At 64.0% G+C, this 13296-nt stretch carries 15 protein-coding genes and 1 tRNA gene; 10 read left to right on the top strand and 6 right to left on the bottom strand.

Annotated elements, in window-relative coordinates; all coding sequences use genetic code 11:
- Positions 1–288: 288 nt before the first annotated feature.
- Both mepK and NKI47_RS05215 read left to right on the top strand, forming a co-directional pair.
- On the top strand, positions 289–2142 hold the full coding sequence (gene mepK / locus NKI47_RS05220) for a peptidoglycan L,D-endopeptidase MepK (protein ID WP_352588074.1): 1854 nt from the start codon (positions 289–291) through the stop codon (positions 2140–2142).
- Positions 2143–2247: 105 nt separating this feature from the next.
- Positions 2248–2321 (top strand) — tRNA-Gln (locus NKI47_RS05215).
- A gap of 51 nt (positions 2322–2372) precedes the next feature.
- Here NKI47_RS05215 and NKI47_RS05210 read toward each other — a convergent pair.
- The gene (locus tag NKI47_RS05210; RefSeq protein WP_352448209.1) at positions 2373–3011 is read right to left on the bottom strand and encodes a 2-dehydro-3-deoxy-phosphogluconate aldolase; all 639 of its coding nucleotides are present in this window, start codon (positions 3009–3011) and stop codon (positions 2373–2375) included.
- On the opposite strand from NKI47_RS05210, the gene NKI47_RS05205 reads away from it, so the two are divergent.
- Both NKI47_RS05205 and trhO read left to right on the top strand, forming a co-directional pair.
- A complete protein-coding gene (locus NKI47_RS05205) occupies positions 3001–3162 on the top strand; it encodes a hypothetical protein (RefSeq protein WP_352588071.1) in 162 nt (53 codons plus the stop codon). The two genes, NKI47_RS05210 and NKI47_RS05205, sit on opposite strands and share 11 nt — an antisense overlap.
- An 18-nt stretch (positions 3163–3180) precedes the next feature.
- The gene (gene trhO, locus NKI47_RS05200) at positions 3181–4101 is read left to right on the top strand and encodes an oxygen-dependent tRNA uridine(34) hydroxylase TrhO (protein ID WP_502898020.1); all 921 of its coding nucleotides are present in this window, start codon (positions 3181–3183) and stop codon (positions 4099–4101) included.
- 22 nt (positions 4102–4123) lie between these two features.
- On the opposite strand, the gene NKI47_RS05195 is transcribed toward trhO, so the two are convergent.
- Positions 4124–4483: a YybH family protein gene (locus NKI47_RS05195; protein ID WP_352588065.1), complete on the bottom strand. Its 360-nt coding sequence runs from the start codon at positions 4481–4483 to the stop codon at positions 4124–4126.
- 277 nt (positions 4484–4760) lie between these two features.
- Here NKI47_RS05195 and NKI47_RS05190 point away from each other — a divergent pair, with 277 nt between their 5' ends.
- Together NKI47_RS05190 and NKI47_RS05185 are read left to right on the top strand one after the other, a co-directional pair.
- Entirely contained in the window at positions 4761–5507 is a 747-nt protein-coding gene (locus NKI47_RS05190; RefSeq protein WP_352588062.1) for a tellurite resistance TerB family protein, read from the top strand.
- Positions 5508–5730: 223 nt separating this feature from the next.
- Positions 5731–6486: an SDR family oxidoreductase gene (locus tag NKI47_RS05185; RefSeq protein WP_352588059.1), complete on the top strand. Its 756-nt coding sequence runs from the start codon at positions 5731–5733 to the stop codon at positions 6484–6486.
- A gap of 23 nt (positions 6487–6509) precedes the next feature.
- Here NKI47_RS05185 and NKI47_RS05180 read toward each other — a convergent pair whose 3' ends face one another.
- Entirely contained in the window at positions 6510–6890 is a 381-nt protein-coding gene (locus NKI47_RS05180; protein ID WP_254816974.1) for a YciI family protein, read from the bottom strand.
- A 22-nt stretch (positions 6891–6912) separates the two neighbouring features.
- On the bottom strand, positions 6913–8097 hold the full coding sequence (locus tag NKI47_RS05175) for a pyridoxal phosphate-dependent aminotransferase (protein WP_352488769.1): 1185 nt from the start codon (positions 8095–8097) through the stop codon (positions 6913–6915).
- 83 nt (positions 8098–8180) lie between these two features.
- On the opposite strand from NKI47_RS05175, the gene NKI47_RS05170 reads away from it, so the two are divergent.
- The 4 genes from NKI47_RS05170 to denD all read left to right on the top strand — a co-directional run bounded on the left by NKI47_RS05170 (position 8181) and on the right by denD (position 11207).
- The gene (locus tag NKI47_RS05170) at positions 8181–8867 is read left to right on the top strand and encodes a GNAT family N-acetyltransferase (RefSeq protein ID WP_352588056.1); all 687 of its coding nucleotides are present in this window, start codon (positions 8181–8183) and stop codon (positions 8865–8867) included.
- 114 nt (positions 8868–8981) lie between these two features.
- Entirely contained in the window at positions 8982–9965 is a 984-nt protein-coding gene (locus NKI47_RS05165) for a cation diffusion facilitator family transporter (protein ID WP_352588053.1), read from the top strand.
- A gap of 62 nt (positions 9966–10027) precedes the next feature.
- Positions 10028–10234 (top strand): hypothetical protein, encoded by a 207-nt coding sequence (locus NKI47_RS05160; RefSeq protein ID WP_352588051.1) that lies wholly within the window; start codon positions 10028–10030, stop codon positions 10232–10234.
- Position 10235: 1 nt separating this feature from the next.
- Positions 10236–11207: a D-erythronate dehydrogenase gene (denD, locus tag NKI47_RS05155; protein WP_352588048.1), complete on the top strand. Its 972-nt coding sequence runs from the start codon at positions 10236–10238 to the stop codon at positions 11205–11207.
- A gap of 177 nt (positions 11208–11384) precedes the next feature.
- On the opposite strand, the gene NKI47_RS05150 is transcribed toward denD, so the two are convergent.
- Positions 11385–12539 (bottom strand): nickel/cobalt transporter, encoded by a 1155-nt coding sequence (locus tag NKI47_RS05150; protein WP_502894479.1) that lies wholly within the window; start codon positions 12537–12539, stop codon positions 11385–11387.
- 5 nt (positions 12540–12544) lie between these two features.
- Complete coding sequence (locus tag NKI47_RS05145; RefSeq protein WP_352564924.1) at positions 12545–13213, bottom strand: DUF1007 family protein; 669 nt, start codon at positions 13211–13213, stop codon at positions 12545–12547.
- Between the last annotated feature and the right edge of the window lie 83 nt (positions 13214–13296).

The raw sequence follows: 13296 nt of genomic DNA, 5'->3' as shown, positions 1-13296 counted from the left end.
ACAGTGTTCACGTATTAAGGCGGACGGTAACAGATCGTGTTTCGAGCTGGCGCCAAAACATGATCTAAACCAGCGGTTTACCAAGATATCCTGCGCAATATTTTTGGCGGGATATCGCCACCGTGTTACCGCATTTCGGCTTCAATAAGCGATGATTAACCATTAGGATCGATATTCGGGTGCACACACCTCGCATCCGTTTGGTCAAATCCGGGGACAAAACGGCAGCCTGCAAGGCCTTTTGATTTGAGCAGAATCGAACGACACGAAAACGGGCGGCATTATCACATGAGCGTCTGGCCGAGATGGCTGGCAGCGGTGATTGTTGCCGTCGGGTTCCTTGCAGCGGCGGCAACCGGCGCCAGCGCCGAGACACGTTCGCTGAAGCTCTATCATCTCCACACGCATGAAAAGGCGGAGATCGTCTACAAGCGTAATGGCCGCTACGACCAGGCGGGCTTGCGAAAGATCAACATCATCCTGCGCGACTGGCGCCGCAACGAGCCGACCAAGATGGATCCGCGCCTGCTGGACCTGGTCTGGGAAGCGTATCGGGAGAGCGGCGCCACCGATTACATCCAGGTCGTCTGCGGCTATCGTTCGCCGGCCACGAATTCGATGCTGCGCAGCCGCAGCAGGGGCGTCGCCGAGAAGAGCCAGCACATGCTCGGCAGGGCGATGGATTTCTACATTCCTGGCGTCCCATTGAAGAAGCTGCGTGACATCGGCCTCAGGATGCAGGGCGGCGGCGTCGGCTACTATCCCAGCTCCGGCTCGCCCTTCGTGCATATGGATGTCGGCAATGTGCGCCACTGGCCCGGCATCAGCCGCCAGGAACTGGCGCGCGTGTTCCCCAACGGCAAGACGCTGCATGTGCCGAGCGACGGCAAGCCGCTGCCTGGTTATCAACAGGCGCTCGCCTCCTACAAGGCCCGCAAGGGCGCCGGCGCGCCGGCCATCGAACTGGCCAGCGCAAGCAGCGGCGGCAAGAAATCCCGCGGGTTCCTGGCAGCCTTGTTCGGCGGCGGCGACGACGAGGCGGACGACAGCGCCGATGTGGCGATGGCCGAGCCAGCACCAAAACCCCGTAACGTGAAGCCGGCGCCGTCCGCCAAGAGCAGCAACCTGCCTGGTATTGCTATCGTCGCGCCTCAGGATGCCAAGCGCGCCGAGATACCGGAAGTCGCCGATGCTCCGGCGCCTGCGCCTGAACCGGAGAACGACACGCCGGAGACGATCATCGCGGCATTGCCGGCGCGCAGCATTCCGCTGCCGGATTTTGCTCCGCGTCCGAAGACGGACGTCGGCGCCCAGCCGCCTGAGAACGTTCCGTTCGGCGTGGCGGATGCGGCTGGATCGACTGAACAGGCGGTGGCGACCGCGCAAGCGCCGGCAAGCGTGGCGCCGGCAAATGTTCCGTTCGGCATAGCAGACCCGTCTGCCGCGGCCGGCCCGGTGCAGGTCGCGGCAAACAACATTCCCGTGCCGAGCTGGCGGCCCGATCATTCGCTGCCGGCCGATCTTTCGCCGGCTAGTCTTGCGCCGCAGGACAAGCAAGTGTTGCTGGCGCTGGCGAGTGCGGCCGAGCGGAGCAACACCGCCACCGACGCATTCTCGGTGTTGCCGTCGGCGCGGCCCGACAGTTCCCAGCCCGACGAGGTCAAGGCCGTTCTGGAAAGGGTCAGCGCGACCGACGAATACAAGGTCGCGTCGCTTTCCGAGCAAGCATCGGTGTTCGAGGAACCGGCGAGCGACGACGGGGCATCGAGCGACGGGGCATCGCCGCGCGAGGCCATCGTTGCCCGCCCGGCCGGCTCCGATCCGGCCGCCGTCATCGGTGCAGGCGTGAAGACCACACGCAAGGAACCCAGGGCCACCGCCCGCGACCTGAAGCCCGGCCCCAAGCCGGTGGTGGTCGCCGCCGCGCCGCAGGCCGCCCGGTGGGCGCTGCACAGCGGTGAGTATGTCGCAACCGTTTCAGATGCGACAACGGCGCCGCGCTACGCCTACGACTTCGTCCGTACGGCACCGAGCGAGGTCTATACGATAGGCTTCCAGCCGGGCAACGAGATGGCCGACGCAAACCGGTTCACCGGCAAAGCCGTCAAGTTCATGTCGGTTGCCCGCTTCAAGACCGAGTAGGCCGCGCTGGGCAAATATCGTAAAGGCTGCGCTGGCACCCCGCGCGGCCTCCACCGCCGGCACTGGCTTCCTTCATCCAGGGATGCTAACCAGCGGTCGGCATTCTCCCGCTTCGTCTAATGGTAGGACAGCGCCCTTTGAAGGCGTGAATCGTGGTTCGAGCCCATGAGCGGGAACCAGCCGGCGAACCGGATCGGCCAGATCGGCGGCGGCTTTTGATGCAGAAGACGTTATCGCCCGAGCTTGCTCGCGGCGCGTGCCAAGGCTTCGATCTCGTCCCATTTGCCGGCCTTGACCAGCTCGTCCGGCGCCACCCAGGAACCGCCGACGCAGATGACGTTGGGCAGGCTGAGGTAGTCGGCGGCGTTCTTGCCGGTGATACCGCCGGTCGGGCAGAATTTCACGTCGGCAAGCGGCGAGGCGAAAGCCTTGAGCGAGGCAATGCCGCCCGACTGTTCGGCCGGGAAGAATTTCAGAAAGCGCAGACCGGCTTCGCGGGCGGCCATGACCTCTCCCGGCGTGATGGCACCGGGCAGCAACGGCACGTCGCTGTCCTTGGCTGCCGCGAGAAGCTCGCGGGTGATGCCGGGGCTGACGATGAACTTCGAACCGGCGGCCGCCGCCTCGCCGAACTGGCGGGCGTCCAGGATGGTGCCGGCGCCGACGACCGCGTCTTCGACCTCGCCTGCCACCCGGCGGATCGCCTCCAGCGCGTCGGCGGTGCGCAGCGTGATCTCGATCACCGGCAGGCCACCGCTGGCCAGCGCCCGGGCCAGCGGCACCGCGTCGGCAGGATTGGCGATCTTCAGCACCGGTATGACCGGCTGGCCGTTGAGGAGCGACAGGAGCTTTTCGGTCGTGCTGGGCATTCGTCGTCTCTCCTCTGTTGATCAAGTCGACCGGTTAGCAGAAGGCGGTTTTTCTGTCCACGAAACGCGGCGTGTCGCGATGTCACGCGTGGTGTTCGAAACCTTCCGCGATCAGACCGCTCCCGGCTCTGCCTTGATCCGGCTGTCGTGAGCGTTTAGTGGCTTGGTGATGACACTTCCCAGCCAAGCCTTCCGCGTTGCCGCGCTTTACCGCTTCGCCCGGCTCGACACCTTCGAGGCGCTGCGCGCGCCGCTCGCCGCCTTCTGCTGCGCACGCGGCATCAAAGGCACGCTGCTGTTGGCGCGTGAGGGCATCAACGGCACGGTCGCCGGCAGTGAAACGGCAATCGCCGCGCTCATCGATCATCTCGAATCCATCGACGGTCTCGCCGGCCTCGAGATCAAATACAGCAGCGCAGCAACGATGCCGTTCCACCGCATGAAGGTGCGGTTGAAGCGCGAGATCGTCACCATGGGCGTGGACAATATCGATCCGGCGGCAGGTGCAGGCACCTATGTTGCGCCGGCCGACTGGAATGCACTGATCTCGGATACGGGTACCATCGTCATCGACACGCGCAACGCCTACGAGGTGTCGCTCGGCACCTTCAAGGGCGCTGTCGATCCTACCACCAACAGCTTCCGCGAATTCCCGGCCTGGGTCGAGCAGCATCGGCATGAGCTCGAGGGGCGCAAGGTCGCCATGTTCTGCACCGGCGGCATACGCTGCGAGAAGGCGACGGCCTATGTGAAGTCGCTCGGCTTCGAGGATGTGTTCCACCTCAAGGGCGGCATTCTGAGATATCTCGAGGACGTCCCCGCCGAACAGAGCCTGTGGCAAGGCGAATGCTTCGTTTTCGACGAGCGCGTTTCGGTATCGCACGGGCTGCTCGAAGGCGACGCCGAACTCTGCCGCGCCTGCCGGCATCCGCTGGCCGCAGAAGACCGGCTGTCGCCGGAATATGCCACCGGCATCTCATGCCCGCATTGCTTCGACGCCCGCTCGGACGAGGATCGCGCCCGCTACGCCGAGCGCCAGCGCCAGGTCGAGCTGGCGCAAGCGCGCGGCGATCGTCACATCGGAAGTTAGCTTCACGTTAAGCAACTTCACGTCAAGCAACAGAGAAACGATCGATGACCCACAGCCATGTCCCGTCGTTCTGCCGGCGCGCGACCTCGGTGGTGATGGTGCCGTCGGGAAGCCGGGTCGAGGTGAGCGCCAGGTCGCCATTGATGACAGCCGGGCGCTGATCTCCGGACTGAAATTTTCGGCCGGTTGCGGTGATCTCCGCGAACAGCCCCCGGATGGCTTCGCGGCCGAACGTCAGTTGTCCGCCACCGCTGTCGATGACGGCATGCTGCTCGAAAAGCGCTGCCATGCCGTCAATGTCTCCGACCCATTGCCGTGAAATCAGCAGGCGCTCCAGTTCCTGGGGATCGCGTGCCGGCTGGCGGTCTGTCTCATCGGTCATGCCAGGCTCCTCCCAAGCGACATGCCGCGACATTAGTCGAAGTCGGGGGCGGTTTCGACACGTCCAATGTCCAGAGCGTCGCGTGTTTTTTGGGCACGGAAGGAGGCTGCAGCACTTTGATTTCCGCGTGAAATCCCAGCAGATGTCGGTGCGAGGTCATGCGTGGCAGCGGGCAAAACGATGCACCCCGTCATTGTAATGTCAAACTGCGGGACCTAGGTCTTCGACGTGCAAACCTGCCCGCGCACCTTCGGCCGGGCCAATTCTGGAGGCATAGATGTTCGATCCCAAGAAGCTCCTCGACGATCTGCTCGGCTCGCAAATTCCCGGCACCGGATCGACCGTCCGCGACAAGGCCGGGCAGGCGGTGCAGATGGCCAAGGACAATCCGCTTGCAGCCGGTGCGCTGGCCGCGGTGCTGCTCGGAACCGGCCCCGGCCGCCAGGTCACCGGTGCGGCGGTGAAGCTTGGTGGGTTGGCTGCGATCGGTGGCCTCGCCTACAAGGCCTACCAGAACTACAAGAACGGCAACGCGCCGGCCGAGACGCAAGCTGCAGGCGAACCGGAATTGCTGCCGCCGCCGGCCGATACCGCCTTCCATCCGTCGCAAGCGCCGCAGGGCGAAGACGAATTCACGCTGACGCTGGTCAGGGCGATGATCTCGGCGGCGAAGGCCGACGGCCACGTCGATGACGAAGAGCGGCAGAAGATCGCCGGCAAGCTCAGCCTCGCCGGCGTCGGCGCCGAAGCGGAGAAATTCCTGATGTCGGAACTCGAGGCGCCGCTCGATCTGGATGTGCTGATCGCCGGCGCCAAGACCGATGCGCAAAAGCTGGAACTCTACACCGCCTCGCGTCTTGCCATCGATCCGGACACGCGGGCCGAACGCGGCTATCTCGACCTGCTTGCCGGCCGTCTCGGCCTGCCGGACGCGCTGGTCGATCATGTCGAGGCGACGGTGACGGCGGCGAAGGTGCCGGCAACGGGCAGCACGGCCAAGCCGGTGAGCGGTTCGCGCTGGTAGCTTGGGGGAGGAGCCTCGGAGAGCTCGGCGGCATTCGCGTTAGCTTCTCGTTAATCCGGTGGGCGCATGATTTCAGGCAGTCGGATCGGCTTTCCTCCTCCCAAGCCCGGTTCGGATCAGGGGCGGTCGCCAATGACCGCCCTTTTTGTGAGCACAGGCTTTGCGCCGGCTTGCCATGGTTCCCGTCATTTGCGATGCCTCGTCCCTTTCAGGGAGTACAGCCATGACCGACTCTAAAACCGCCATCGTAACCGGCGCCGGCACGGGCATCGGCAAAAGCGTCGCCACGGCGCTGCTCAAGGCCGGCTGGAACACGGTCTTCTGCGGTCGCCGCAAGCCGGTGCTGGAGGATGCGATCGCCGCGGCCGGGCCGACGCAGGCCAAGGCATTGGCCTTCGCCTGCGACATCAGCAAGGCCGATCAGGTCGACGATCTGTTCGAGACGGTGGCTGCGGCTTTCGGGCGCGTCGACCTGCTCTTCAACAATGCCGGCACGAGCTACAAATCGACGTTGATCGACGACATCCCGGTCGACGTGTGGAACGACATCGTCGGGGTCAATCTCACCGGCTCGTTCCTGTGCGCCCGCGCCGCCTTTGGCGCCATGCGCAGGCAGCGGCCGATGGGTGGCCGCATCATCAACAACGGCTCGGTGTCGGCCTACGCGCCGCGGCCGGGCTCTGTGCCTTATACCGCGACCAAGCACGCCATTACCGGACTGACCAAGACGCTGGCGCTGGACGGCAGGCCCTTCGACATTGCTTGCGGCCAGATCGACATCGGCAACGCCTTGACCGACATGGCGCAAGCGATGACGGTCGGTGTGCCGCAGGCCAATGGCTCCATCGCCGCCGAAGCGGTGATGGACGTCGAGCGCGTCGCCGATGCCGTCCTCCATATGGCCAGCCTGCCGCTCGACGCCAACGTCCTGTTCATGACCGTGATGGCGACGAAGATGCCATTTGTCGGGCGAGGCTAAATTAGTCTCAACCCGGTCCTAAATCAGGGCCGGGTGACCGGAAGCGGCACGCCGGGTAAATATAGCGAAATCGGGCGGATTTCGTAGACGGCGGTCGGATTGACGCGGCGAAGGTCGCGCGCAATGTCGATGGCGGCGTCACGGTTGGCGCAGTCGACGACATAGAGCCCCAGCAATTGTTCCTTGGTCTCGGCAAAGGGGCCGTCGATAACCATTCCGGTGCCTGGCCCGCGCAAGGTGCAGGCGTCTTGTGTCGCGCCGAGCCGGGCCGCCGGCCCAAGGGTGCCTTGCCGGTAGAGCCGATCGTTGATCTGGAGAAGATCGGTCATCAGCGCCGCATCCTGCTCAGGCGTCAGTGCCGTAATCGCTTCTTCCTCGTGATAGGCAAGAATGGCATAGAACATCTGGCGTCTCCTTTCGTCGTCCTCACTTCGCCAGGAACGCCTCGATCCGCTCCAGCGCGCGCAGGATGTTCTCCTCGGAATTGGCATAGGACAGCCTGACATAGCCTTCGCCGAGAATGCCGAAATCGGGGCCGCCGATCAGCGCCACGCCGGCGTCCTCGAGCAGCGCCGAGGCGAGCTTCTTGGCCTTCCAGCCGGTCTTGGAAACATTGGGGAAGGCATAGAAGGCGCCTTTCGGCGTAATGCAGGAAACGCCGGGCAAGGCATTCAACCCCTCGACCACGACCTTCCTGCGGCGGTCGAAGGCGCGCATCATCTTGTCGACATCGTCCTGCGGGCCGTCGATGGCGGCTATGCCGGCATACTGGCTCGGTGCGTTGACGCAGGACCAGCAATTGACCGCCAGCTTGCGCACCTTGTCGTAGAGATGCGCGCCCTTGTCGCCATTCGGCCAGATCGACCAGCCCATGCGCCAGCCGGTCATCGCCCAGGTCTTCGACCAGCCGTTGAGCACGATCAGCCGGTCACGGATTTCGGGGAAGGCGAGCAGCGAACAGTGCGTCTCGCCGTCATAGGTCATCACGTCGTAGATCTCGTCGGAGAGGATGGCGACGTCCGGGTGCGCTTGCAGCCCCCTGACCAGCTTTTCGATCTCGGCGCGAGGCGTGACGCCGCCGGTCGGATTGGCGGGCGAGTTGAGGATCAGCAGCCTAGTCTTCGGGGTGATCAGCGCCAAGGTCTCCGCAGCCGAAAAGGCAAAGCCGTTCTCCTCGCGCATCGGCACCGGGATGGGGGCAGCACCGGTGAACTCGATCATCGAGCGGTAGATCGGAAAGCCGGGATCGGGATAAAGAATTTCGGCGCCCGGCTCGCCGAACATCAGGATGGCCGCGAACATGGTCGGCTTGCCGCCGGGCAGGATCATCACCGCTTCGGGCGAGACTTCGACGCCGGTAGTGGCCAGCGTGCGGCGGACCACCGCTTCGCGCGTCGCCAGCAGGCCGTTGGCCGGCGTATAGCCGTGATGGCCGTCGCGCAGCGCCTTGATCGCGGCCTCGACGATATGCTGCGGCGTCTTGAAGTCGGGCTGGCCGATGCCGAGATTGACGATGTCGCGGCCCTGATGGGCAAGTGCCGTGGCGCGCGCCAGCACCGCGAACGCATTTTCCTCGCCGAGGCGATCGAAGGCCGAAATCGTGTGGAGCATTTTTCCTGTCCGTGTGGTTCTTTCAGCGAGCGTGCGTTTTTGTGAGCGTCCGCCCGCAAAAGTCAAACGGATTGGAGTTTTCGGTGTCGGAAAATCTCAAGAATTGGCAACCGCGCCCGCGGCCCGAACGCAAGGTGCTGGAGGGGCGCACTGTCAGGCTGGAGCCGCTCAACGCCGAAAAGCACGGCGACGGCCTGTTTGAGGCCTCGTCGGTGGCCGATGTCGACGGCCGCTTTGCCTGGCTGCCAGACTACCCGCCGGAGAGCCGCGCTGCCTTCCAGCCATGGCTGAACAAGGCGGAAGCCAGCGAAGACCCGCTGTTCTTCACGGTCATCGACAAGGCCAGCGGCAAGATCGCCGGGCGCCAGACGCTGATGCGCATCGACGCCACCTACGGCGTCATTGAGATCGGCAACATCTATTGGGGCCCGCTGATCTCGCGAAAGCCGGCGGCGACGGAAGCGCAGTTCCTGTTCATGAAGTACGTCTTCGACGAGCTTGGCTACCGCCGCTACGAATGGAAATGCAACAACCGCAACGAGCCGTCGAAGCGCTCGGCGGAACGTTTCGGCTTCAAGTTCGAGGGCATTTTCCGTCAGCATCTTGTGGTCAAGGGCGAAAACCGCGATACCGCGTGGTATTCGATCATCGACAAGGAATGGCCTGATCTGCGCAGAGCCTATGAGGCGTGGCTCGATCCGGCCAATTTCGACAGCGATGGCCAGCAGAAGCGGCGGCTCGAGGATTTTCGCGCCGAGTTCGGCGCCTGACTATGATCCCGAAAAGTGGAATCCGGTTTTCGGAAAAGATCATGGTCAAATAAAAAGATAGTGCCTCCATCCCGATTCTGCCGGGATGGACCAGGCTCTAGCAGGAGCTCATAGATGGCGCATTCCCACGACCATGCTGCGCAGGGCCACGACCACAGTCACGGTGCCGGGCATGTGCACGGCTCGACCGACAAGAAGCGCGTGCTGATCGCGGCCTGCCTGACCGCCGGCTTCATGGTCGCGGAGACGCTGGGCGCCATCTTCACCGGTTCACTGGCGCTGCTGGCGGATGCCGGCCATATGCTTGCCGATTGCGTCGCGCTCGGCCTTGCCTGGTATGCCTTTCACCTTGCGAGCCGGCCGGCGACCGTGCGCCTCACCTACGGCTTCGGCCGGGTCAAGACGCTGGTCGCCTACACCAACGGCATCGCCATCTTCGCCATCGCGCTGTGGATCGTCTACGAGGCTTGGGGCCGCTTGCAAGCGCCGGCTCCGGTGCTCGGCGGGCCGATGCTGGTCGTCGCGATCGCCGGCCTGCTGGTCAATCTCGGCTCGTTCTACGTGCTGCATGGCGGCGACCGCGATAGCCTGAACATGCGCGGCGCCATCCTGCACGTTCTCGGGGACCTGCTAGGCTCGGCCGCGGCGATCGTGGCGGCGCTGGTGATCCTGGCGACGGGCTGGACGCCCATCGATCCGATCCTATCGGTGCTTGTCGCGCTGCTGATCCTGTCCACGGCCTGGTCGCTGATGCGCGAGGCCGCCCACGTCCTGCTCGAAGGCGTGCCGGCAAGCCTCGACCGCGACCTGATCGCCAGGGACATCGAAGGCTCGATCAAGGGCGTGCGCGAGGTGCATCACATGCATGTCTGGTCGATCGACGGTTCCAGCAACATGGCGACGTTGCATGCCTGCCTCAATGACGGCGTCGACGCGCATATGGCGGTCAGCGCGATCAAGAAGCGGCTTGCGGCGGAACATGGCATAGCCCATGCCACGGTCGAACCGGAATTCGGCCGATGTGCCGACAGCCATGAGCATGATGACGAGCACGATCATGCGCATGATACGGCACCGCACCGCGGCCATTATCACTGACTTCGGGAGTTCTGGGCATTGGCAACGATTGACATGAACTCTCGCCACCCTGGCGCCGCGTGATGGACCGCGACACCCGCAATGCGGCGATCGGCGCCGCCTGGGTTTTGCTGCTGTTCGGCATCGCAGCCTATTATCTTCCAACCGTGATGCTGGCGGTCGGCAAGGTCTCGACGGTTCTTGCCGGCGTCGTCGCGGCGATCTTCATGGGGGCAATCTTCGTGGTGTTCTGGCTGCGTAGCCGCAGCCAGCGCAAAAAGGGAAAGTGACATGCGCATTCTGATTACCGGCGCGGCAGGCATGGTCGGCCGCAAGCTCATCGCCAGGTTGGCCAAGGACGGGACGCTCGGCGGCCGCAAGATCGCCGCGCTCGATCTTCACGATATCGTGCCGCCGCAAGCGCCGGTGCTCGAAGGTGTCAGCATTACCCTCCACACCGGCGATCTTGCCGCGCCCGGCGCGACGGCAAATCTGGTCGCGCCGCGCCCCGACGTGATCTTTCATCTCGCCGGCGTGGTGTCGGGCGAGGCGGAGGCCAATTTCGATCTCGGCTACCGCGTCAATCTCGACGGCACAAGGGCGCTGTTCGATGCCATCCGCTTGGCCGCCTATACGCCACGCGTCGTCTTCACCTCGTCGATCGCCGTGTTCGGCGCACCGTCTCCCGACATCATTCCGGACGAGTTCCACCCGACGCCGCTGACCTCCTACGGCACGCAGAAGCTGATCGGCGAGGCGCTGCTTGCCGACTATACGCGCCGCGGTTTCTTCGACGGCATCGGCATCAGGCTGCCGACCATCTGCGTCAGGCCGGGAAAGCCGAACAAGGCGGCCTCAGGGTTCTTCTCGGGTATCATCCGCGAGCCGCTGAGCGGCCATGAAGCGATCCTGCCGGTGCCGCGCTCGGTCGTCCACACACACGCCAGCCCGCGTTCGGCGGTGAATTTCCTGATCCATGCGGCTCAGATCGACGGCAGTGCCGTCGGCCCGCGCCGCAACCTGACGATGCCGGGCGTCGCCGTCACCGTCGGCGAACAGATCGAAGCGCTGGAACGTGTTGCCGGCGCCAAGGCGGTGAAACTGATCCGCGAGGAGCCCGACGAGACGATCTGGGCGATCGTCAAGGGCTGGCCGACGCGCTTCGAGGCGCGGCGCTCGAGGGAGCTTGGCTTTGCGGCGGAGACGAGTTTTGATGAGATTATACGCGTCCATATTGAGGATGAGCTGGGCGGCAGGATTTAACGTGGCGCCGTCTTCCTTCTCCCCTTGTTGTGGGAGAAGGTGGATTGGCGCGCAGCGCCAAGACGGTTGAGGGGTGCTGGACGGAGCGCTGTTGGCGCCAAGCTGGAACACCCCTCATCCGTCGCCTTCGGCGACACCTTCTCCCACAAGGGGAGAAGGGAGAGTCGCGCCTGGACGTCACCCGCCGGTCGTCAGGCTGGCCGAGAGCAGCAGCAGGCCGAACAGGAAGACGAAGGCGGCGCCGCCGATCTCGACGAAGGAATGGATGCGGTTGCCCATGCGGCCATCGCCGGCGAAATACACCGCCCAGTTCTTGGCGGTCACCGCAAGCGTCGCCAGGGCCGAGACGGTGATTGCGGTGCCGAGCGCCATGGCCAGCACCGAAAGGATGCCGCCGAACCACAGCCCGTTCAGCAAGGCGAAGCTCAGCACGATCAGCGCGCCTGAACAGGGGCGGATACCGACGGCAGCCACCGCCGACCAGGCCGTGCGCCAATCGAAGCGATCACCGGAAAGCAGCGCCGGGTCGGGCGCATGCGAGTGTCCGCAGGTCTCGCAGACCTCGCCCGCCGCATGGCTGTGGTGATCGTGCGCAGCATGGGCGTGGTCGTGGGCGCCGTGATCGTGATGGTCATGCGCATGATCGTGGTGGTCATGCGCATCAAGCGCGTGGGAATGTGCCGCATGGGCATGTGAATGGGCGGCATGTGAATGGCCGGAATGTGAATGGCCGGCATGGGCAGCCGAGAGGCTGTAGCCCGGATTTGCGCCGAACAGGCGAAGGATGGCCGGGCCGGCCTTGCGCCACAGCAGCCAGGCGCCGAACAGAGTGACGAAGACATAGCTCATGATTTCGAGGAACCATGCGGCGTCTGTCATCGAGACAGCAGTGCCGCGCAGCAAGAAATAGGCGACCAGCATCACCACGATCGCGGTCAGCGCCTGCAGCAGGGCCGAGACGAAGGACAGCATGATGCCGCGCCGGAGCGCCACTTCATTGGCCACCATGTAGGAAGAGATCACCGCCTTGCCGTGACCGGGGCCGGCGGCGTGGAAAATGCCATAGGCAAAGGACAGGCCGATGAGCAGCCACAACTTGCTGCCGTCCTGGCGCATCGCCTTCATCGCGCCGGCAAGCGCATGATAGAATTCCTGCTGGCGCAGATTGATCCACATCAGGATGTGGGCGAACGGGCCGGTGGCGGTTGGAGCCATGCCGTCATTGGTGCCGATGCCGAGTGAACTCTGGGCGTGGGCGGTGCCGAGAAAGTGCGTCATCACAAAGGCGACGGCCAGAAGACCGAATGCCAAACGCAGGGACGGTTTGGTCACTGGATCTATCCTTCCGGCTGACAGGTCAGTTCAAGCTTGGTGGCAAAGATCTTGCTCATGTCGGTGCCTGTCGGATCGTTGAAGAAGGCCTCGGTCAGGGTCTTCTGGTTCTGGGCGATCGCCTCGTCCGGGTTCGGGCGGACAACCTTGCTGGTGCAGGTCGGCGGCAACCCATCGACCTGCAGATTGGCATCCTCGGTGAAATCGATCGCGGTGTAGAAGGTCGGGTCGTAGACGCCGATATCTATCTTGCCGCTCAGTTTGATCGGCACCTTCGGTTCAGATTCAAACAGGATGATCAACTGGTCATTGTCGAAATTGGCCATCAAATGAGGCGGCGGGGTCATTGCCACGTCCTTGCCGTCGACGGTGACGAGCTGGAAATAGTTGAACTCGGCAAGCGAGGCATGGACGGTGTCGGCGACATCCTTCAGCTCTTTGTCGTCGAGTTTCAGGTCGGAATTCTTGTCGAACTCCATCATCACCGTGCTCGAAAACAAATCATCGAAGCGCCAGACATGGCGCAATGCCTTCACAGTTTGGTGATCCGGGCCGAGGACCACTTCGAGGCGGGCTTCAGCGAAGACGTGGGGATGCACCTCAGCCGGTCCGACGGCGGCAAACGTCGCGGTCAAGGCCGAAGCCAGCATCATTGCTTGCCGTTTCAGGTGCATTCTCGGTCGCGATTCAATCGGCTTCGGTGAATTGCCGACAGTTACCAGAAAGCGGGCGAAAATGGGACCGCAACGCGGCTGAA

Source organism: Mesorhizobium sp. M0633, from assembly GCF_040320645.1.
GTDB lineage: Bacteria > Pseudomonadota > Alphaproteobacteria > Rhizobiales > Rhizobiaceae > Mesorhizobium.
The sequence above is the reverse complement of the archived record's forward strand: the minus strand, read 5'-3'. Positions and strand labels throughout refer to the sequence as shown.